The 17692-nt window shown below is 59.4% G+C and carries 17 protein-coding genes; 14 read left to right on the top strand and 3 right to left on the bottom strand.

Annotated elements, in window-relative coordinates:
- The 6 genes from tilS to ispD form a co-directional block, all read left to right on the top strand.
- Positions 1-431: tRNA lysidine(34) synthetase TilS (tilS, locus tag PMI31_RS18485; RefSeq protein ID WP_008019780.1), on the top strand; the 431-nt coding region annotated here is incomplete at its 5' end.
- Between the two features lie 274 nt (positions 432-705).
- Positions 706-2337, top strand: coding sequence for a CTP synthase (locus tag PMI31_RS18490; RefSeq protein WP_008019781.1), 1632 nt, complete (start codon positions 706-708; stop codon positions 2335-2337).
- Between the two features lie 5 nt (positions 2338-2342).
- Entirely contained in the window at positions 2343-3188 is an 846-nt protein-coding gene (gene kdsA / locus PMI31_RS18495) for a 3-deoxy-8-phosphooctulonate synthase (RefSeq protein ID WP_008019782.1), read from the top strand.
- 145 nt (positions 3189-3333) lie between these two features.
- The gene (gene eno, locus PMI31_RS18500) at positions 3334-4623 is read left to right on the top strand and encodes a phosphopyruvate hydratase (protein ID WP_008019783.1); all 1290 of its coding nucleotides are present in this window, start codon (positions 3334-3336) and stop codon (positions 4621-4623) included.
- A gap of 164 nt (positions 4624-4787) precedes the next feature.
- Positions 4788-5066, top strand: a complete 279-nt coding sequence (ftsB, locus tag PMI31_RS18505) for a cell division protein FtsB (protein WP_008019784.1) — start codon at positions 4788-4790, stop codon at positions 5064-5066.
- Entirely contained in the window at positions 5063-5770 is a 708-nt protein-coding gene (gene ispD / locus PMI31_RS18510; RefSeq protein WP_008019786.1) for a 2-C-methyl-D-erythritol 4-phosphate cytidylyltransferase, read from the top strand. Before ftsB ends, ispD begins: the two co-directional genes overlap by 4 nt.
- A gap of 178 nt (positions 5771-5948) precedes the next feature.
- On the opposite strand, the gene PMI31_RS18515 is transcribed toward ispD, so the two are convergent.
- Positions 5949-6845: a LysR substrate-binding domain-containing protein gene (locus PMI31_RS18515; RefSeq protein ID WP_008019787.1), complete on the bottom strand. Its 897-nt coding sequence runs from the start codon at positions 6843-6845 to the stop codon at positions 5949-5951.
- Between the two features lie 107 nt (positions 6846-6952).
- Here PMI31_RS18515 and PMI31_RS18520 point away from each other — a divergent pair, with 107 nt between their 5' ends.
- The 8 genes from PMI31_RS18520 to rpoS all read left to right on the top strand — a co-directional run bounded on the left by PMI31_RS18520 (position 6953) and on the right by rpoS (position 14168).
- Entirely contained in the window at positions 6953-8065 is a 1113-nt protein-coding gene (locus PMI31_RS18520) for an S-(hydroxymethyl)glutathione dehydrogenase/class III alcohol dehydrogenase (RefSeq protein WP_008019788.1), read from the top strand.
- 89 nt (positions 8066-8154) lie between these two features.
- Positions 8155-9000, top strand: coding sequence for an S-formylglutathione hydrolase (fghA, locus tag PMI31_RS18525; protein ID WP_008019789.1), 846 nt, complete (start codon positions 8155-8157; stop codon positions 8998-9000).
- A gap of 43 nt (positions 9001-9043) precedes the next feature.
- Positions 9044-9517 carry a 2-C-methyl-D-erythritol 2,4-cyclodiphosphate synthase gene (gene ispF / locus PMI31_RS18530; protein ID WP_007970721.1) on the top strand — a complete coding sequence of 158 codons (474 nt, stop codon included), beginning with the start codon at positions 9044-9046 and terminating at the stop codon, positions 9515-9517.
- On the top strand, positions 9514-10572 hold the full coding sequence (truD, locus tag PMI31_RS18535; protein ID WP_008019790.1) for a tRNA pseudouridine(13) synthase TruD: 1059 nt from the start codon (positions 9514-9516) through the stop codon (positions 10570-10572). Before ispF ends, truD begins: the two co-directional genes overlap by 4 nt.
- On the top strand, positions 10560-11309 hold the full coding sequence (gene surE / locus PMI31_RS18540) for a 5'/3'-nucleotidase SurE (RefSeq protein ID WP_008019791.1): 750 nt from the start codon (positions 10560-10562) through the stop codon (positions 11307-11309). Before truD ends, surE begins: the two co-directional genes overlap by 13 nt.
- A 41-nt stretch (positions 11310-11350) precedes the next feature.
- A complete protein-coding gene (locus PMI31_RS18545; protein WP_177323574.1) occupies positions 11351-11986 on the top strand; it encodes a protein-L-isoaspartate(D-aspartate) O-methyltransferase in 636 nt (211 codons plus the stop codon).
- Positions 11987-12197: 211 nt separating this feature from the next.
- Positions 12198-13055 carry a peptidoglycan DD-metalloendopeptidase family protein gene (locus PMI31_RS18550; RefSeq protein WP_008019793.1) on the top strand — a complete coding sequence of 286 codons (858 nt, stop codon included), beginning with the start codon at positions 12198-12200 and terminating at the stop codon, positions 13053-13055.
- 105 nt (positions 13056-13160) lie between these two features.
- Positions 13161-14168 (top strand): RNA polymerase sigma factor RpoS, encoded by a 1008-nt coding sequence (gene rpoS, locus PMI31_RS18555; protein ID WP_007990225.1) that lies wholly within the window; start codon positions 13161-13163, stop codon positions 14166-14168.
- A 472-nt stretch (positions 14169-14640) separates the two neighbouring features.
- Here rpoS and fdxA read toward each other — a convergent pair whose 3' ends face one another.
- Together fdxA and mutS are read right to left on the bottom strand one after the other, a co-directional pair.
- Positions 14641-14964, bottom strand: a complete 324-nt coding sequence (gene fdxA, locus PMI31_RS18560) for a ferredoxin FdxA (protein ID WP_008019794.1) — start codon at positions 14962-14964, stop codon at positions 14641-14643.
- Positions 14965-15106: 142 nt separating this feature from the next.
- On the bottom strand, positions 15107-17686 hold the full coding sequence (mutS, locus tag PMI31_RS18565; protein ID WP_008019795.1) for a DNA mismatch repair protein MutS: 2580 nt from the start codon (positions 17684-17686) through the stop codon (positions 15107-15109).
- Positions 17687-17692: the final 6 nt, after the last annotated feature.

Consider the following 17692-nt stretch of genomic DNA (forward strand, 5'->3'; position numbering starts at 1 on the left):
CCGGCGATGCCTGCCGGGTGTGGCGGCTGGCCGATGGCGAACTGCATCGGGCGGGCGGGCGGATCTGGTGGCTGTCCGGCTGCTGGTTGCGTCCGCTACCCGCCGCTGGCGCGTGGCAGGACCCGGCTTCACCGCTGGCAATTGCGGACAACGGTGTGCTTTCGCTCACCGGGCAAATCCCCGATGGCCCGTTACAGATCCGCTATCGTGAAGGGGGAGAGATCATGGCTTTGCCTGGTCGCGGCCATCGGGACCTGAAACGTTTGCTCAATGAAAGCGGTGTACCGTCCTTCGTGCGCGGCAGATTGCCGCTGCTCTACAAAGAGGGGCAATTGCTCGCGGTAGCGAACCTCAAGGGGCTTGATGGTAGTGTGATCGGCGACTGGCATTTGCATTGGCAGCCACTGAACGAAGATCAAGGTTTGAGCTGAAAGGGGCTTTCCGGTAGACTACGCTCCCTTCTTGATACAACTTCTGTGGATTCGCCTGAATTGCAGGAGTTGCCGATTACCAAGCAGTCTTTGCTGGGCGATTCCAAAAAATGTGTAGCGAGCAACGAACCGGTGATTCTTTTTCCGGTCTGTCCCAACGCGGCGGTTTTTTTGAAAGGTGCACTGTGATTAATGCAGGTGATCGGGGGCTTCGGCCTTCCTTCGCTTTCCCCGGCGGCTCGGACCGCTTTAACGCAGACTTCTAGGGTTTTTCATGACGCGCTACATATTCGTCACGGGCGGTGTTGTTTCTTCATTGGGGAAAGGCATTGCATCGGCATCATTGGCGGCCATCCTGGAGGCGCGGGGACTTAAGGTCACCATGCTGAAGCTGGACCCGTACATCAACGTCGACCCGGGCACCATGAGCCCGTTCCAGCACGGTGAAGTGTTCGTCACCCACGACGGCGCCGAGACCGACCTGGACCTGGGTCACTACGAGCGGTTCATCCGCACGACCATGACCCAGAACAACAACTTCACCACCGGCCGTGTCTACGAACACGTGCTGCGCAAAGAGCGCCGTGGTGACTACCTGGGTGCAACCATCCAGGTGATCCCGCACATCACCGACGAAATCAAGCGCCGCATCATCAAGGGTGCCGGCGATGCCGACGTGGCAATGGTCGAGATCGGTGGCACCGTGGGTGACATCGAGTCGCAACCGTTCCTCGAGGCGATCCGCCAACTGCGTTTCGAAGTCGGCGCCAAGCGCGCGATGCTGATGCACCTGACTCTGGTGCCGTACATCGCCACTGCCGGCGAAACCAAAACCAAGCCAACCCAGCACTCGGTGAAGGAGCTGCGTTCCATCGGCCTGCAACCAGACGTGCTGGTCTGCCGCTCCGACCACCCGATCGATATATCCTCGCGTCGCAAGATCGCGCAGTTCACCAACGTTGAAGAGCGTGCGGTGATCGGCCTGGAAGACGCTGACACCATCTACAAGATCCCGGGCATCCTGCACTCCCAGGGCCTGGATGATTTTGTCGTCGAGCGTTTCGGCCTGCAATGCGGCGGCGCCGATCTGTCCGAGTGGGAAGCCGTGGTCGATGCCAAGCTCAACCCTGAGCACGAAGTCACCATCGCCATGGTCGGCAAGTACATGGAGCTGCTGGACGCCTACAAGTCGCTGATCGAAGCGATGAGTCACGCCGGCATCAGCAACCGTACCAAGGTCAACCTGCGCTACATCGATTCCGAAGACATCGAGAACCAGGGCACCGCGCTGCTTGAAGGCGTCGACGCCATCCTGGTGCCGGGCGGCTTCGGTCTGCGTGGCGTTGAAGGCAAGATCACTGCCGTTCAATACGCTCGCGAAAACAAGGTTCCGTACCTGGGTATCTGCCTGGGCATGCAAGTGGCCGTTATCGAGTTCGCCCGTAACGTGATGGGCTGGAAAGACGCCAACTCCACCGAGTTCGATCGTGCAAGCGGTCACCCGGTCGTGGGTCTGATCACCGAGTGGGAAGATGCCACCGGCGCAGTCGAAACCCGTACCGAAACTTCCGATCTGGGCGGCACCATGCGCCTGGGCGCGCAGGATTGCCTGCTGGAGCCGGGCTCGCTGGTTCACGGTTGCTACGGCAAGGACGTGATTGTCGAGCGTCATCGTCATCGCTACGAAGTGAACAACAACCTGCTGCCGCAAATCATGGAAGCCGGTTTGAAAATCTCCGGTCGTTCCGGTGATGGCGCACTGGTTGAGGTGGTTGAAGCACCGGATCACCCATGGTTCGTCGCTTGCCAGTTCCACCCTGAGTTCACCTCGACGCCACGCGACGGTCACCCGCTGTTCAGCGGTTTCGTCAAGGCAGCGTTGGCTCAACACCAGAAGAAGGCTTGAACCCTATGGCGCAGAAGATCATCCGTGTAGGCGATATCGAGATTGCCAACGACAAGCCAATGGTGCTGTTCGGCGGCATGAACGTGCTGGAAAGCCGTGACATGGCGATGCAGGTCTGCGAAGAGTACGTGAAGGTTACCCAGAAACTGGGTATTCCTTACGTGTTCAAGGCCAGCTTCGACAAGGCCAACCGTTCCTCCGTGACCTCGTATCGTGGCCCTGGCCTGGAAGAGGGCATGCGGATTTTCCAGGACATCAAGCAAGCCTTCGGCGTGCCGATCATCACCGACGTCCATGAGCCCGACCAGGCTGCGGTCGTCGCTGAAGTCTGCGACATCATTCAGTTGCCGGCCTTCCTGTCGCGCCAGACCGATCTGGTGGTCGCGATGGCCAAGACCGGTGCGGTGATCAACATCAAAAAAGCCCAGTTCCTCGCCCCCCAGGAAATGAAACACATCCTGAACAAGTGCGTGGAAGCAGGTAACGATCAGTTGATCCTCTGCGAGCGTGGTTCGAGCTTCGGCTACAACAACCTGGTCGTCGACATGCTCGGCTTCGGCATCATGAAGCAGTTCGAATACCCGGTGTTCTTCGACGTGACCCACGCGCTGCAAATGCCGGGCGGTCGCGCTGATTCCGCTGGTGGTCGTCGCGCCCAGGTCCTCGATCTGGCGAAAGCCGGCATGAGCCAGTCCCTGGCCGGCCTGTTCCTGGAAGCCCACCCGGATCCGGACAACGCCAAATGCGACGGTCCTTGCGCCTTGCGTCTGGACAAACTGGAGCCATTCCTGGCCCAGCTCAAAGCTCTGGACGAGCTGGTGAAGAGTTTTCCGACGGTAGAAACCGCGTAACATCGGAATCCGGTTGTAGGAGCCGGCTTGCTGGCGATAGCGTCCTTACGGGCCCCATCGCCAGCAAGCCGGCTCCTACAAATGTGACCTACAAGTTATAAATCGAGCAGTAAGCGTTTTCGTCAACTTTGGAGTGTTTACAACAATGGCTAAAATCGTCGACATCAAAGGTCGTGAAGTTCTCGACTCCCGTGGCAATCCCACCGTGGAAGCGGACGTGCTTCTCGACAACGGCATCATCGGCAGCGCCTGCGCGCCGTCCGGTGCTTCCACTGGCTCGCGTGAAGCGCTCGAGCTGCGTGATGGCGACAAGAGCCGTTACCTGGGCAAGGGCGTTCTCAAAGCTGTAGCCAACATCAACGGTCCGATCCGCGACCTGTTGAAAGGCATGGACCCAAGCGACCAGAAAGCGCTCGATCTGGCAATGATCAAGCTCGACGGTACTGAAAACAAAGGTTCCCTGGGCGCCAACGCGATCCTCGCCGTTTCCCTGGCCGCGGCCAAGGCAGCAGCACAGGACCAGGACCTGCCGCTGTACGCTCACATCGCCAACCTGAACGGCACCCCGGGTGTCTACTCGATGCCGGTTCCGATGATGAACATCATCAACGGCGGCGAGCACGCCGATAACAACGTCGATATCCAGGAGTTCATGGTTCAGCCGGTTGGCGCCAAGTCTTTCTCGGAAGGCCTGCGCATGGGCACCGAGATTTTCCACCACCTCAAAGCCGTGCTGAAGGCCCGTGGCCTGAGCACTGCCGTCGGTGACGAAGGCGGCTTCGCGCCAAACCTGGCTTCCAACGAAGACGCTTTGAAAGTGATCTCCGAAGCTGTGGCCAACGCCGGTTACAAGCTGGGCACCGACGTGACCCTGGCGCTGGACTGCGCGGCCAGCGAATTCTACGAAGACGGCAAGTACAACCTGTCCGGCGAAGGCCAGGTGTTCACCGCCGAAGGTTTCGCTGACTACCTCAAAGGCCTGACCGAGCGTTACCCGATCATCTCCATCGAAGATGGCCTGGACGAGTCCGACTGGGCTGGCTGGAAGATCCTCACCGACAAGATCGGCGAGAAGACCCAACTGGTAGGCGACGACCTGTTCGTAACCAACACCAAGATCCTGAAAGAAGGCATCGATAAAAAGATCGCCAACTCGATCCTGATCAAGTTCAACCAGATCGGCACCCTGACCGAAACCCTGGAAGCCATCCAGATGGCCAAGGCTGCCGGTTACACCGCCGTGATCTCGCACCGTTCCGGTGAAACCGAAGATTCGACCATTGCCGACCTGGCCGTGGGCACCTCGGCTGGCCAGATCAAGACCGGCTCCCTGTGCCGTTCCGACCGCGTTTCCAAGTACAACCAACTGCTGCGTATCGAAGAGCAGCTGAACGGCAAAGCCAAGTACAACGGTCGCGGCGAATTCCGCGGTTGATAAGGTAAAAAGTCAGCGGATTGTGTCGAAAAAAATCGCTACAGCGACGTTTTTGCCACTAATCTGATGCCTTATAAGCACAAGCCTGGGTCTTCCAGGCTTCGTGCTATCAGTAGTTTCACGTTTGGCATGGCTGTCTTTTTTCACTGGATACCTGATATTCGATGCGCAGTCCCAATTGGTTGTTCCTCGTCTTGCTCCTTCTGCTGGCTGGCCTGCAGTACCGCCTGTGGGTGGGAAATGGCAGCCTGGCGCAAGTGGCCGACCTGACTCAGCAGATCGCGGATCAGCAGGCCGAGAACCAGACATTGCTGGAGCGCAATCGGGTGATGGACGCTGAAGTCAGCGAGTTGAAAAAGGGCATGGAGACCGTTGAAGAGCGGGCTCGCCATGAGTTGGGCATGGTCAAGGACGGTGAAACCCTTTACCAGTTGGCCCAATGATCAAATCGTTACCGGCCTACTGGGCCGTGATTCCTGCCGCGGGCGTCGGTGCCCGTATGGCCGCGGACCGTCCCAAGCAATACTTGCAACTGGGCGGGCGCACTATTCTCGAACACAGCCTCGGCTGTTTCCTTGGTCATCCAGGCCTGAAAGGTTTGGTGGTCAGTCTTGCTGTTGACGATCCTTATTGGCCGAGCCTGGCGTGTGCCAGTGATCCGCGGATTGCCCGGGTCGAGGGCGGTTCTGAACGTTCAGGGTCGGTGCTCAATGCGTTGCTGTATTTGCACGCACAGGGTGCTGATGATGAGGATTGGGTTTTGGTTCATGATGCCGCACGGCCGAACCTCAGTCGTGACGACCTGGACAAGCTGCTGGCTGAACTGGCTGACGATCCTGTCGGCGGACTGCTGGCGGTCCCGGCGCGGGATACGCTCAAGCGCGTCGACAAGCACGGTCGTGTGGTCGAAACCGTGGATCGTAGCGTGATCTGGCAGGCCTACACGCCGCAGATGTTCCGCCTTGGGGCGTTGCATCGGGCATTGGCGGACAGTCTGGTGGCTGATGCGGTGATCACCGACGAAGCGTCGGCCATGGAGTGGGCGGGGCTGGCGCCACGGCTGATTGAAGGGCGGTCCGACAACCTCAAGGTTACGCGTCCTGAAGATCTTGAGTGGCTGAGACAGCGTTGGGCTAATCGCCGCTGATTCTTCCAGCGTCTGATAGATTGCCATCGCGGGCAAGCCCGCTCCCACAGGGTTCATTGGTGTTTACAAGGTTTGTTATCGCCTCCGACCACTGTGGGAGCGGCGGTGCGGCGACCCGACTTGCCCGCGATGGCGGCGGCCCGGACAACCAGCCTTCCGCTGACACACCGACCCATTTCTAACTCCGGTATTCCGGCCGTTCAGCCAACCCTTCCTTCAAATAATCCACCAGCTTGCGCACCTTCGGCGACAAATGCCGTTGCTGTGGGTACAGCGCCCAAACCGCAGTGTTCGGTGGTTGGTGCGCTTCCAGCAACGAAATTAACGCGCCACTATTCAAATGCTCCAACACGTAATAGTCCGGCAATTGACACAGCCCTACACCCTGTAGCGCGGCATCAAGTACTGCTTGCCCGCTGTTGCAGCGCCAGTTTCCCTGCACCCTTTGCGAAAATTCCCGCCCGTTCTGCTCCAGTTGCCAGAGGTCCGAGCTGCCGATGAGGCAGTTGTGGCGGCTCAGTTCCGAAAGGCTGTGTGGCCGACCGTAGCGTTCAAGGTAGGAAGGTGATGCACAGAGAAACATCCGTCGTGGCGCGAGGCGGGTGGCGACCAGTCGTGAATCCTGCAAACGCCCCAGGCGAATTGCCAGATCGAGGCCCTCATGTACCAGGTCGAGTTGCCGGTTGGTCAGTTCAATATCAATCCGCAGTTGCGGATACAGCCCCATGAAACGCGTCACCAGCGGCACGATGAAGCGTTCACCGTAAGCCACGGCGCACGTCATGCGCAGCATGCCTTTGGGTTCGCTGGTCAGGTCGCCGACCGCGCGCAATGCTTCTTCACGTCCATCCTGCAAGCGTTGGCAATGTTGCAGGAAGGTTTGCCCTGCCTCGGTCAGCGTGACCCGGCGGGTGCTGCGGTAGAGCAAACGGGTTTGCAGGCGTTCTTCGAGGCGTACAATTTGTCGACTGATGTGGGATGAAGAAACTCCGAGGCGTTCCGCGGCAGCGGTGAACTGGCTGCATTCGGCCACGGCGACAAATTCGTCGATGCCTTCCCAGCGGTTTTCGGACATGGATGATTATCCCTGTGCAGCAATAATGTTTTGCTTTTGTCTGGATTATTCACTGTAAGGCGCTGTATTACACTCCCTGTCTCGTTTTTATTCATTGGAGAACCACCATGATCAAGTCGCGCGCTGCCGTTGCCTTCGAGGCCAAGAAACCCCTCGAAATCGTAGAAGTCGATGTCGCCATGCCCAAGGCTGGTGAGGTGTTGCTGCGCGTGGTGGCCTCCGGTGTCTGCCATACCGATGCCTACACCCTGTCCGGGGCCGACCCGGAAGGCATCTTCCCGTCGATCCTCGGCCATGAAGGCGGGGCGATCGTGGAAGCTATTGGCGAGGGCGTGACGTCCGTTGCGGTCGGCGACCATGTGATCCCGCTGTACACCCCGGAATGCCGAAAGTGCAAATTCTGTCTGTCGGGCAAAACCAACCTCTGCCAGGCGATCCGCGCGACCCAAGGCAAAGGCTTGATGCCGGATGGCACCTCTCGCTTTTCCTACAAGGGCGAGACGATTTTCCACTACATGGGTACCTCGACCTTTTCCGAGTACACCGTGCTACCGGAAATCTCCGTGGCCAAGATCGCTAAAGAAGCGCCACTGGAAAAAGTCTGCCTGCTGGGCTGCGGTGTCACCACCGGCATCGGCGCGGTGCTGAACACCGCCAAGGTGAAACCGGGTGACACCGTGGCCATTTTCGGCCTCGGCGGCATCGGTCTGTCGGCCGTTATCGGCGCCGTAAAAGCCAAGGCTGCCCGGATCATCGCCATCGACATCAACCCGGCCAAATTCGAGATCGCCAAGCAGCTGGGTGCAACCGATTGCGTGAACCCGAAAGACTTCGATCGTCCGATCCAGGAAGTCATCGTCGACATGACCGATGGCGGCGTCGACTTCTCCTTCGAATGCATTGGCAACGTGCAGTTGATGCGTGCCGCGCTTGAGTGCTGCCACAAGGGTTGGGGCGAGTCGGTGATCATCGGTGTGGCCGGTGCCGGTCAGGAAATTTCAACCCGTCCGTTCCAGTTGGTCACCGGCCGCGTCTGGCGCGGTTCGGCGTTCGGTGGCGTGCGCGGCCGTACCGAGTTGCCGAGCTATGTGGAAATGGCCGAGACCGGTGAAATTCCTCTGGATACCTTCATCACCCACACCATGGGCCTGGAAGATATCAACAAGGCGTTTGACCTGATGCATGAAGGCAAAAGCATCCGTAGCGTCATTCATTTCTAAGGAGCAGCGAAAAGCTTCAAGCCATAAGCTGCAAGTGGGCTCACCGCCCTCTTGCAGCTCGAAGCTTGCAACTTGCAGCTGAAATTCATATGAGTTTGGAAAATATCTCCTGTCAGAAAAGTTTTGGTGGTTGGCACAAACGCTATCGCCATCGCTCAGAAGTACTCGGCTGCGACATGGTGTTTGCCGTGTACCTGCCGCCGCAAGCGGAGCAGGGCGGCAAGCTGCCGGTGTTGTACTGGCTGTCCGGCCTGACCTGTACCGACGAGAACTTCATGCAAAAGGCGGGCGCCATGCGCATGGCCGCCGAGTTGGGGCTGATCATCGTCGCACCGGACACCAGCCCGCGCGGTCCTGATGTGCCGGGCGATCCGGATGGTGCCTGGGACTTCGGTCTCGGTGCCGGGTTTTATCTGAACGCCACGCAGGAACCATGGTCGCGGCACTATCGGATGCATGACTACGTCGTGCAGGAATTGCCAGCATTGGTCGAAGCGCATTTCCCGGCGTCGGACAAGCGCGGCATCAGCGGCCACTCCATGGGCGGCCATGGTGCGCTGGTTTGCGCGTTGCGCAATCCAGGGCGTTATCAGTCGGTGTCGGCATTCTCACCAATCAACAACCCGATCGATTGCCCGTGGGGGCAGAAAGCCTTTTCCCGCTACTTGGGTGAAGACCGGTCGAAATGGCGCGAGTGGGATGCCTGTGCATTGATCGCCGAGGCCGACGAGAAGCTGCCGCTGCTGGTGGATCAGGGCGATCGCGACGATTTCCTCGCCACCCAACTCAAGCCTGAAGCCCTGCAACAGGCGGCTAAACTGGCTGGTCATCCGCTGACGTTGCGCCTGCAACCCGGCTACGACCACAGTTATTTCTTCATCGCCAGTTTCATCGACGACCACTTGCAGCATCACGGACGCGCTCTAGGCGTCTAATGCAGGTAGAATCACGCCCTGACAAAAATCGGGGCGTTTTTTTATGCGTATTGGCCACGGCTATGATGTGCACCGTTTCGCTGAAGGCGATTTCATCACTCTGGGCGGTGTGCGCATTGCACACAGTTTCGGATTGCTCGCTCACTCTGACGGTGACGTCCTCTTGCACGCCTTGAGCGATGCCTTGCTCGGCGCCGCGGCGCTGGGAGACATCGGCAAGCATTTCCCGGATACCGACCCGCAGTTCAAGGGCGCCGACAGCCGTGCGCTGTTGCGTCATGTCGTCGCACTGGTCCATGCCAAAGGCTGGAAAGTCGGCAACGTCGATAACACCATTGTCGCCCAAGCGCCGAAAATGGCCCCGCATATCGAATCGATGCGCGCGCTGATTGCCGCGGATCTTCAAGTAGAGTTGGATCAAGTGAACGTGAAAGCTACCACCACCGAAAAGCTTGGCTTCGTCGGTCGCGAAGAAGGCATTGCCGTGCACTCCGTTGCCTTGTTGCTGCGCGCATGAACGAACTGCAATTGCTCGGCCCGCGAGCTTACGGTGAGGCCCTCGGCACGGCGGTACTGAAAGCGATCGCGGAAGATTTTCAGGTCGACGAAGTCCTCGACATTCCCCTGAGTGGCGAAGGCGAACACCTGTGGATCTGGGTGGAAAAGCGTGGTCTGAACACAGAAGAAGCGGCGCGGCGGATTGCCAAGGCGGCTGGCGTGCCGTTGCGCACTGTCAGTTACGCAGGGCTCAAGGACCGTCAGGCGTTGACCCGTCAGTGGTTCAGTGTGCAACTGCCGGGCAAGGCCGACCCTGATCTGTCGGCCGCGGAAAACGATACTCTGAAGATCCTCAAGACCGCCCGCCACAAGCGCAAACTGCAACGCGGTGCGCACTCGGCCAACGGCTTCACGTTGCGCCTGACGCAATTGGCTGGCGACAAGGCAGCGATTGAGGAGCGTCTGCAACTGATCGCGAAACATGGCATCCCCAATTATTTCGGCGCTCAGCGCTTCGGCCATGACGGCGGTAACGTTGTCGATGCCCGCGCCTGGGCCGCACGCAAGGCCTTGCCGGAGCAGCGCAACGTGCGCTCGCGGCTGCTCTCCACAGCGCGCAGTTTTCTGTTCAATCAGGTGCTGGCCGCGCGTGTCGCCGATGGCACCTGGCAGCGTGCCCAGGTGGGCGATCTGCTGGCGTTCACCGACAGCCGCAGCTTTTTCCCGGCAGGCGAAGCCGAGTGCAGCGACCCGCGCCTGGCGATTCTCGATCTGCACCCGACCGGTCCGCAGTGGGGCGAAGGTGACTCGCCGACCACGGGCGTTGTCCATGAACTGGAGCAGGCCATCGCCGCACGCGAAGCGGATTTGCGTGACTGGTTGATCAACGCCGGTATGAGCCACGAACGTCGCATCCTGCGGCTGCCCATTGGCGGGTTGACGTGGCATTATCCCGAGCCTGACATTCTGCAACTGGAATTCGTCCTGCCGGCCGGATGCTTCGCCACCGTATTGGTGCGCGAGCTTGTTGATCTGGTGCCGGTGGGGCAGACGGACAGCCCATGCGTATTCTGATTTCTAACGACGATGGGGTAACCGCACCCGGACTCGCCGCGCTTTATGCTGCGCTGGCGGATTACACCGAATGCGTGGTTATCGCCCCGGACCAGGACAAAAGCGGCGCCAGCAGTTCGCTGACGCTCGACCGTCCGTTGCACCCGCAAACCCTGGCCAACGGCTTTATCAGCGTGAACGGCACGCCAACCGATTGCGTGCACCTGGGCCTCAACGGCCTGCTGGAGCGCGAAGCGGACATGGTGGTTTCCGGTATCAATCTGGGTGCGAACCTGGGGGACGATGTCCTGTATTCCGGTACGGTGGCGGCGGCCCTTGAGGGACGTTTCCTGAAGCACCCTTCGTTTGCCTTTTCACTGGTCTCACGTCAGGTAGAGAACCTTCCCACAGCTGCCTATTTCGCGCGCAAACTGGTCGAAGCCCATGCTGACCTGGATCTGCCACCGCGCACGGTACTGAACGTGAACATTCCCAATTTGCCGCTGGAGCGTATCCGCGGTATCCAGTTGACTCGCCTGGGCCATCGCGCCCGAGCCGCGGCACCGATGAAAGTGGTGGATCCGCGGGGCAAGTCCGGTTACTGGATCGCGGCGGCCGGGGATGCCGAAGACGGCGGCCCGGGTACCGATTTCCATGCGGTGATGCAGGGTTATGTTTCGATCACGCCACTGCAACTGGATCGCACATTCAATGATGCCTTCAGGAGTCTGGACGGCTGGCTGGAGGGGCTACGCTGATGAGTCGCGAACAAGACGATATGCTGCGTCGCGGCATCGGTATGACTTCCCAGCGGACCCGGGAGCGGCTCATCCAGCGCCTGTACGAGGAAGGCATTTCCAACGCCAGGGTGCTGGAGGTCATTCGTCGGACCCCGCGTCACCTGTTCGTCGACGAAGCGCTGGCGCACCGTGCCTATGAAGACACGGCGCTGCCGATTGGCAATAACCAGACCATCTCCCAGCCTTATATGGTGGCGCGCATGAGCGAGCTGCTGCTGGAAGCCGGTCCTCTCGACAAGGTGCTGGAGATCGGTACGGGGTCGGGTTATCAGACGGCGGTACTGTCGCAACTGGTCGAGCGAGTGTTCTCGGTCGAGCGCATCAAGGTTTTGCAGGATCGGGCAAAGGAACGCCTGGTCGAACTGAACCTGCGCAACGTGGTGTTCCGCTGGGGCGATGGCTGGGAGGGCTGGCCGGCACTGGCGCCATACAACGGGATTATCGTCACCGCAGTGGCGACCGATGTGCCCCAGGCACTGCTTGACCAGTTGGCGCCGGGAGGGCGAATGGTGATCCCGGTCGGGTCCGGTGAAGTCCAGCAGTTGATGCTGATCATCCGCGAGGAACAGGGTTTTTCCAGGCATGTTCTGGGGGCTGTGCGCTTCGTGCCATTGCTCAATGGGCCACTGGCCTGAGCATTTGTTTCGACACGCTGAATTCTCTTCGATTGCCTTTGTCTTACAGCGGCATCGTTCGGTTGAACGGGATTCATCGTCAGGCAGCAAACGTGTGCGCAACACCGATTCGCCACATAAAAGGTAAAGCGTGCACGGCCCGTTATACTTGCGACAGTTCATGCCGGACTCCGGTATTTCACATTTTCAGCCACCACAGAGGGAGCGGCGGGTGAGTCTCACAGTCATTGCGCAGCGTATGAGTAAAACGAGCTTTCAGCGCCTGGTGACTGGCCTTGTCTTGAGCACCTTGCTGGTTGGTTGTTCCAGCAACAAATCCAGCGATGTTCGTGTGGTGGACCGCAACAATGCCGCGGCCCAGCGTCCAGCAGTGACCACCGGACAATACGTCGTTCGGCCCAAGGACACCCTGTTCTCCATCGCCTTCCGTTACGGCTGGGACTACAAGGCCCTCGCGGCACGCAACAACATTGCCGCGCCTTACACTATCCATCCGGGTCAGACGATTCGCTTTGATGGTCGAAGCGATTCAGCGTCGACGGCGGTGGTCAGTTCGTCCAGTTCAACACCTTCGTCGTCGAGTAAAACCACGGTTATCCGTCGTCCGGTAAACGGTTCGACTGCCAGCACAACGACGGTTGTACCGTCCGTCGCGAACAAGCCTGCACCCGCTCCATTGCCCCCTCCCGGGCCAGCCCCGACCGGCTGGGGATGGCCATCTAATGGCATTCTGATTGGAAAATTCTCTTCAAACGGTAGTTTGAATAAAGGAATTGATATCGCCGGAGATTTGGGACAGCCTGTTTTAGCTGCGTCTGATGGGACGGTGGTTTACGCCGGGAGTGGCTTAAGGGGCTACGGCGAACTGGTGATCATCAAACACAGTGAAACCTACGTCAGTGCCTACGGACATAACCGCAGGTTGTTGGTTCGGGAGGGGCAGCAGGTCAAGGTTGGGCAGACAATTGCCGAAATGGGGTCAACGGGTACAGACCGGGTGAAACTGCATTTTGAGATTCGCCGCCAAGGTAAACCTGTAGATCCGCTGCAGTTCCTGCCACGACGTTGATCGCTTACCAGCCTGTTCCGTCGCGTAGAGGGGACAGGCTCCAGCGTTGCCAGGGATAAAGGCGCCGCTTGAGCTTGAGGTCGAACTCACCAAAGGACTATAACAATGGCTCTCAGTAAAGAAGTGCCGGAGTTTGACATCGACGATGAGGTTCTCCTGATGGAGAGCAGCATCGATACGGATTCGATGTCGAATGATGAAGGGGCGGCTCCACCTTCCGTTCGTGCCAAATCCAAACACTCCGCATCGTTGAAACAACATAAGTACATTGACTACACGCGGGCACTTGATGCCACGCAGCTGTATCTCAATGAAATTGGTTTCTCTCCTCTGCTGTCACCCGAAGAAGAAGTTCATTTTGCGCGCCTGTCGCAAAGTGGCGATCCGGCCGGGCGCAAACGCATGATTGAAAGTAACTTGCGACTGGTGGTGAAAATCGCCCGACGTTACGTCAATCGTGGGCTGTCGCTGCTGGACCTGATCGAAGAGGGCAACCTCGGCTTGATCCGGGCGGTGGAGAAGTTCGATCCGGAACGCGGTTTCCGCTTCTCGACCTACGCGACCTGGTGGATTCGCCAGACCATCGAACGCGCAATCATGAATCAGACCCGGACCATCCGGTTGCCGATCCATGTGGTCAAAGAGCTGAACGTGTACCTGCGGGCCGCGCGGGAGCTGACGCAAAAACTCGACCATGAACCCTCACCTGAAGAAATCGCCAACCTGCTGGAAAAACCGGTGGGAGAGGTCAAGCGTATGCTCGGCCTTAACGAGCGGGTTTCTTCGGTCGACGTCTCGCTGGGTCCGGATTCTGATAAAACCCTGCTGGACACCCTCACTGACGACCGCCCAACCGATCCATGCGAACTGTTGCAGGACGACGACCTGTCCCAGAGCATCGATCAATGGCTCTCGGAGCTGACCGACAAGCAACGCGAGGTGGTTGTACGCCGCTTCGGTTTGCGCGGTCATGAAAGCAGCACCCTTGAAGACGTGGGCCTGGAAATCGGCCTGACCCGGGAACGGGTCAGACAGATTCAGGTGGAAGGCTTGAAGCGGCTGCGCGAGATCCTGGAAAAAAATGGTCTGTCGAGCGAGTCGCTGTTCCAGTAAGGCACTCACTGCGATGGCATGAAAAACCCCGACTGGCTCGGGGTTTTTTTTTGCCTGGCCCGGGGGCAGAATCCGCTCGGGATTGTGGTTTCGTGCTGTAAGTCTTGGCTTACTCTTGCGTAAGTGTTCGTTATTTTTACACCCTGGCAGTCGTCTATATCGAACGCTGCATGTGTCTATCTTTTTGATTCATAGGGATATTTTTTATAGTCGATGAAGTGTGACAGTAAGGTTTCGCCCTAGGGGGCGATTGATCCCGGAGGGGAAAGCTCTAATATTCAGGCTGTGTCGACGGACAGACACGCCCTTCAAGGATGAGGGGAAAGGACATCGCAGGAAGCGATTCATCAGGACGATGAAAAGGAACACAGGGAGTAGGGAAAAAAATGCGGGCGGGTCAAACCGCCCCTTTTTTTGCCCGCAGAAAAGCAAAAAGGCCCTTGTGGGGCCTTTTTCGGGAACGCGGGGGTAATCAGCGTTCGAGGTCTGCGATCTTGCCTGGCTTGCCATCCCATTCTGCGGAATCGGGCAGCGGTTCTTTGCGTTCGGTGATGTTCGGCCAGATATCGGCCAACTCAGCGTTCAGCTCGATGAAGTTTTCCATGCCGGCCGGAACTTCATCTTCAGAGAAGATAGCCACAGCAGGGCATTCAGGTTCGCACAGCGCGCAATCGATGCACTCATCCGGGTGGATCACCAGGAAATTCGGGCCTTCGTAAAAGCAGTCCACCGGACAGACTTCTACGCAGTCGGTGTACTTGCACTTGATGCAGTTGTCGGTGACGACGAAGGTCATTTCTAATTTTCTCCTCAGGCGCGGCTTGCTGCGCCCCTTCTCGTAGGGGTCGCCAGGTTCGGGAGCGATAGTCTGCTGGCCAGGCTATTAGCCAGCAGCATCCCAAACCGCGCGAGATTCTAACAGCTTGCAAGCCGCTGCGTTAGATCCGTGTCTTTAGTGTATAGAGCATTTCGAGAGCACGACGTGGTGTCATGTCGTCCAGATCGAGCTTGGCCAGTTCCTCCAGCACCGGGTGCGGCAGGCTGGCAAACAGGTCGCTTTGCAGTGGCGCAGCCGGTTTGCCTTTGGCAGGTGCAGGCACCTCATGGGGCAGGGCGGTGTCTTCCAGGCGGCTCAAATGCTCACGAGCACGGGTGATGACCTCACTCGGTACACCCGCCAGTTGCGCAACGGCCAGGCCATAGCTCTGGCTGGCCGGCCCGGGCAGCACGTGGTGCAGGAACACGATGCGTTCATTGTGCTCGGTCGCATTGAGGTGCACGTTGGCCACCAGCGGCTGGGCTTCCGGCAGGACGGTCAGTTCAAAGTAGTGGGTGGCGAACAGCGTGTAGGCGCGCAGATGCGCCAGGCGTTCGGCTGCTGCCCATGCCAGGGACAGCCCGTCGAAGGTGCTGGTGCCGCGCCCGACTTCGTCCATCAGTACCAGGCTGCGCTCAGTGGCGTTGTGCAGAATGTTCGCGGTTTCGCTCATTTCCACCATGAAGGTCGAACGCCCGCCGGCCAGGTCATCGCTGGAGCCGATCCGGGTGAAGATGCGGTCGACCAGCGACAATTCGCAACTGGCCGCTGGCACGAAGCTGCCGATGTGCGCCAGGAGCACAATCAAGGCGGTCTGACGCATGTAGGTGGATTTACCACCCATGTTCGGGCCGGTGATCACCAGCATGCGGGTGTTGTCGTCCAGGCTCAGGTCGTTGGCCACGAACGGCGTGGTCAGCACTTGCTCGACCACCGGGTGGCGACCCTGGCTGATGCGCATGCACGGCTCGCTGACGAAGCGCGGGCAGTTCAGGTCGAGGTTCAGCGCACGCTCGGCCAGGTTGCTCAAGACGTCCAGTTCGGCCAGGGCGCCAGCGGTGTCCTGCAACGGTGGCAACTGGGCGATCAGGTCTTCGAGCAGCGCTTCGTAAAGCATCTTCTCGCGGGCCAGGGCGCGGCTCTTGGCTGACAATGCCTTGTCTTCGAACGCCTTGAGTTCCGGGGTAATGAAGCGCTCGGCGCCTTTGAGCGTCTGGCGGCGAATATAGTCGGCCGGTGCCGATTCCGCTTGCTTGCTTGGCAGCTCGATGAAGTAACCGTGGATGCGGTTGTAGCCGACCTTCAGGTGCGACAGGCCGGTGCGGGCCTTTTCCCGCGCTTCGAGGTCGATCAGGAATTGTCCGGCGTTTTCGCTGAGCGACTGCAGTTCGTCGAGTTCGCTGTCGTAGCCGTTTTTCAACACGCCGCCGTCACGAATGACTGCGGGCGGGTTGTCGATGATGGCTTTTTCCAGCAGGGCCGCCAGTTCCGGGTAGGTGCTGGTGATGGTGGCGAGTTGCTGGAGGTGCGGCGCTTCGAGTTCCGTCATCGCCACTTGCAGCTCGGGCAGTGCACCGAGGGCGTCACGCAAGCGGGCGAGGTCGCGCGGGCGGGCATTGCGCAGGCCGATCCGCGCAAGAATCCGCTCGATGTCGCCGATTTCCTTGAGCTGCGGTTGCAGTCTTTCGAAGCGGTAACCGTCGAGCAGGCAAGTGATCGAGGTCTGACGCGCCAACAGCACCGTCAAATCGCGTAACGGGCGATTCAGCCAGCGAGTCAGCAGGCGGCTGCCCATGGCGGTCTGGCAACGGTCCACCACCGATTGCAGGGTGTTGTCGCGGCCACCGGCCAGGTTGGTATCGAGCTCCAGGTTGCGACGGCTGGCGCCATCGAGCACCACGGTGTCGTCCAGGCGCTCATGACGCAGGCTGCGCAAATGGGGTAGGGCGGTGCGCTGGGTTTCCTTGGCGTAGGCCAGCAGGCAACCGGCGGCGCCGATCGCCAGGGTCAGGTTTTCGCAGCCAAAACCCTTGAGGTCCTGGGTCGAGAACTGCTGGCACAGGCTTTTCAGCGCCGAATCACGCTCGAAATCCCACGGCGCACGGCGACGCACACCGCGGCGTTTTTCCGCTGGCAAGTCCTTGGGCCAGTCATCCGGGATCAGCAGTTCCACCGGGTTGACCCGCTCCAGTTCCGCCAGCAGGTTTTCCCAACCCTTGATTTCCAGCACGCTGAAGTTGCCACTGGTGATGTCCAGCACCGCCAGGCCGAACAGGCGCTCATCACCCAAAACGGCAGCGATCAGGTTGTCCCGACGCTCGTCGAGCAGCGCCTCGTCACTCACCGTTCCCGGCGTGATGATGCGCACGACCTGCCGCTCCACCGGCCCCTTGCTGGTGGCAGGGTCGCCGACCTGCTCGCAGATCACCACCGACTCGCCGAGCTTCACCAGTTTCGCCAGATAACCTTCGGCGGCATGGTAAGGAATCCCGCACATCGGAATCGCCTGCCCGGCCGACTGTCCGCGGGCGGTCAGGGTGATGTCCAGCAACTTGGCGGCCTTCTTCGCGTCCTCATAGAAGATCTCGTAGAAGTCGCCCATGCGGTAGAACATCAGCTGGTCCGGGTGCTGGTTTTTCAGGCGCCAGTACTGCTGCATCATCGGGGTGTGGGAGGACAGGTCGGAGACGGCTTTATTCATCGGATT

Origin of the sequence: Pseudomonas sp. GM55, from assembly GCF_000282395.1 — a bacterium.
In the GTDB taxonomy this organism is placed as follows: Bacteria; Pseudomonadota; Gammaproteobacteria; order Pseudomonadales; family Pseudomonadaceae; genus Aquipseudomonas; species Aquipseudomonas fluorescens_CC.

What these genes read in the sequence shown, in the direction of transcription:
- PMI31_RS18515 (WP_008019787.1), bottom strand. Translation starts at nt 6,845, where the DNA reads ATGTCCGAAAACCGCTGGGAAGGCATCGACGAATTTGTCGCCGTGGCC.
- ispF (WP_007970721.1), top strand. Translation starts at nt 9,044, where the DNA reads ATGCGTATTGGCCACGGCTATGATGTGCACCGTTTCGCTGAAGGCGAT.
- fdxA (WP_008019794.1), bottom strand. Translation starts at nt 14,964, where the DNA reads ATGACCTTCGTCGTCACCGACAACTGCATCAAGTGCAAGTACACCGAC.
- truD (WP_008019790.1), top strand. Translation starts at nt 9,514, where the DNA reads ATGAACGAACTGCAATTGCTCGGCCCGCGAGCTTACGGTGAGGCCCTC.
- PMI31_RS18490 (WP_008019781.1), top strand. Translation starts at nt 706, where the DNA reads ATGACGCGCTACATATTCGTCACGGGCGGTGTTGTTTCTTCATTGGGG.
- PMI31_RS18545 (WP_177323574.1), top strand. Translation starts at nt 11,351, where the DNA reads ATGACTTCCCAGCGGACCCGGGAGCGGCTCATCCAGCGCCTGTACGAG.
- ispD (WP_008019786.1), top strand. Translation starts at nt 5,063, where the DNA reads ATGATCAAATCGTTACCGGCCTACTGGGCCGTGATTCCTGCCGCGGGC.
- rpoS (WP_007990225.1), top strand. Translation starts at nt 13,161, where the DNA reads ATGGCTCTCAGTAAAGAAGTGCCGGAGTTTGACATCGACGATGAGGTT.
- eno (WP_008019783.1), top strand. Translation starts at nt 3,334, where the DNA reads ATGGCTAAAATCGTCGACATCAAAGGTCGTGAAGTTCTCGACTCCCGT.
- surE (WP_008019791.1), top strand. Translation starts at nt 10,560, where the DNA reads ATGCGTATTCTGATTTCTAACGACGATGGGGTAACCGCACCCGGACTC.
- fghA (WP_008019789.1), top strand. Translation starts at nt 8,155, where the DNA reads ATGAGTTTGGAAAATATCTCCTGTCAGAAAAGTTTTGGTGGTTGGCAC.
- mutS (WP_008019795.1), bottom strand. Translation starts at nt 17,686, where the DNA reads ATGAATAAAGCCGTCTCCGACCTGTCCTCCCACACCCCGATGATGCAG.
- ftsB (WP_008019784.1), top strand. Translation starts at nt 4,788, where the DNA reads ATGCGCAGTCCCAATTGGTTGTTCCTCGTCTTGCTCCTTCTGCTGGCT.
- kdsA (WP_008019782.1), top strand. Translation starts at nt 2,343, where the DNA reads ATGGCGCAGAAGATCATCCGTGTAGGCGATATCGAGATTGCCAACGAC.
- PMI31_RS18520 (WP_008019788.1), top strand. Translation starts at nt 6,953, where the DNA reads ATGATCAAGTCGCGCGCTGCCGTTGCCTTCGAGGCCAAGAAACCCCTC.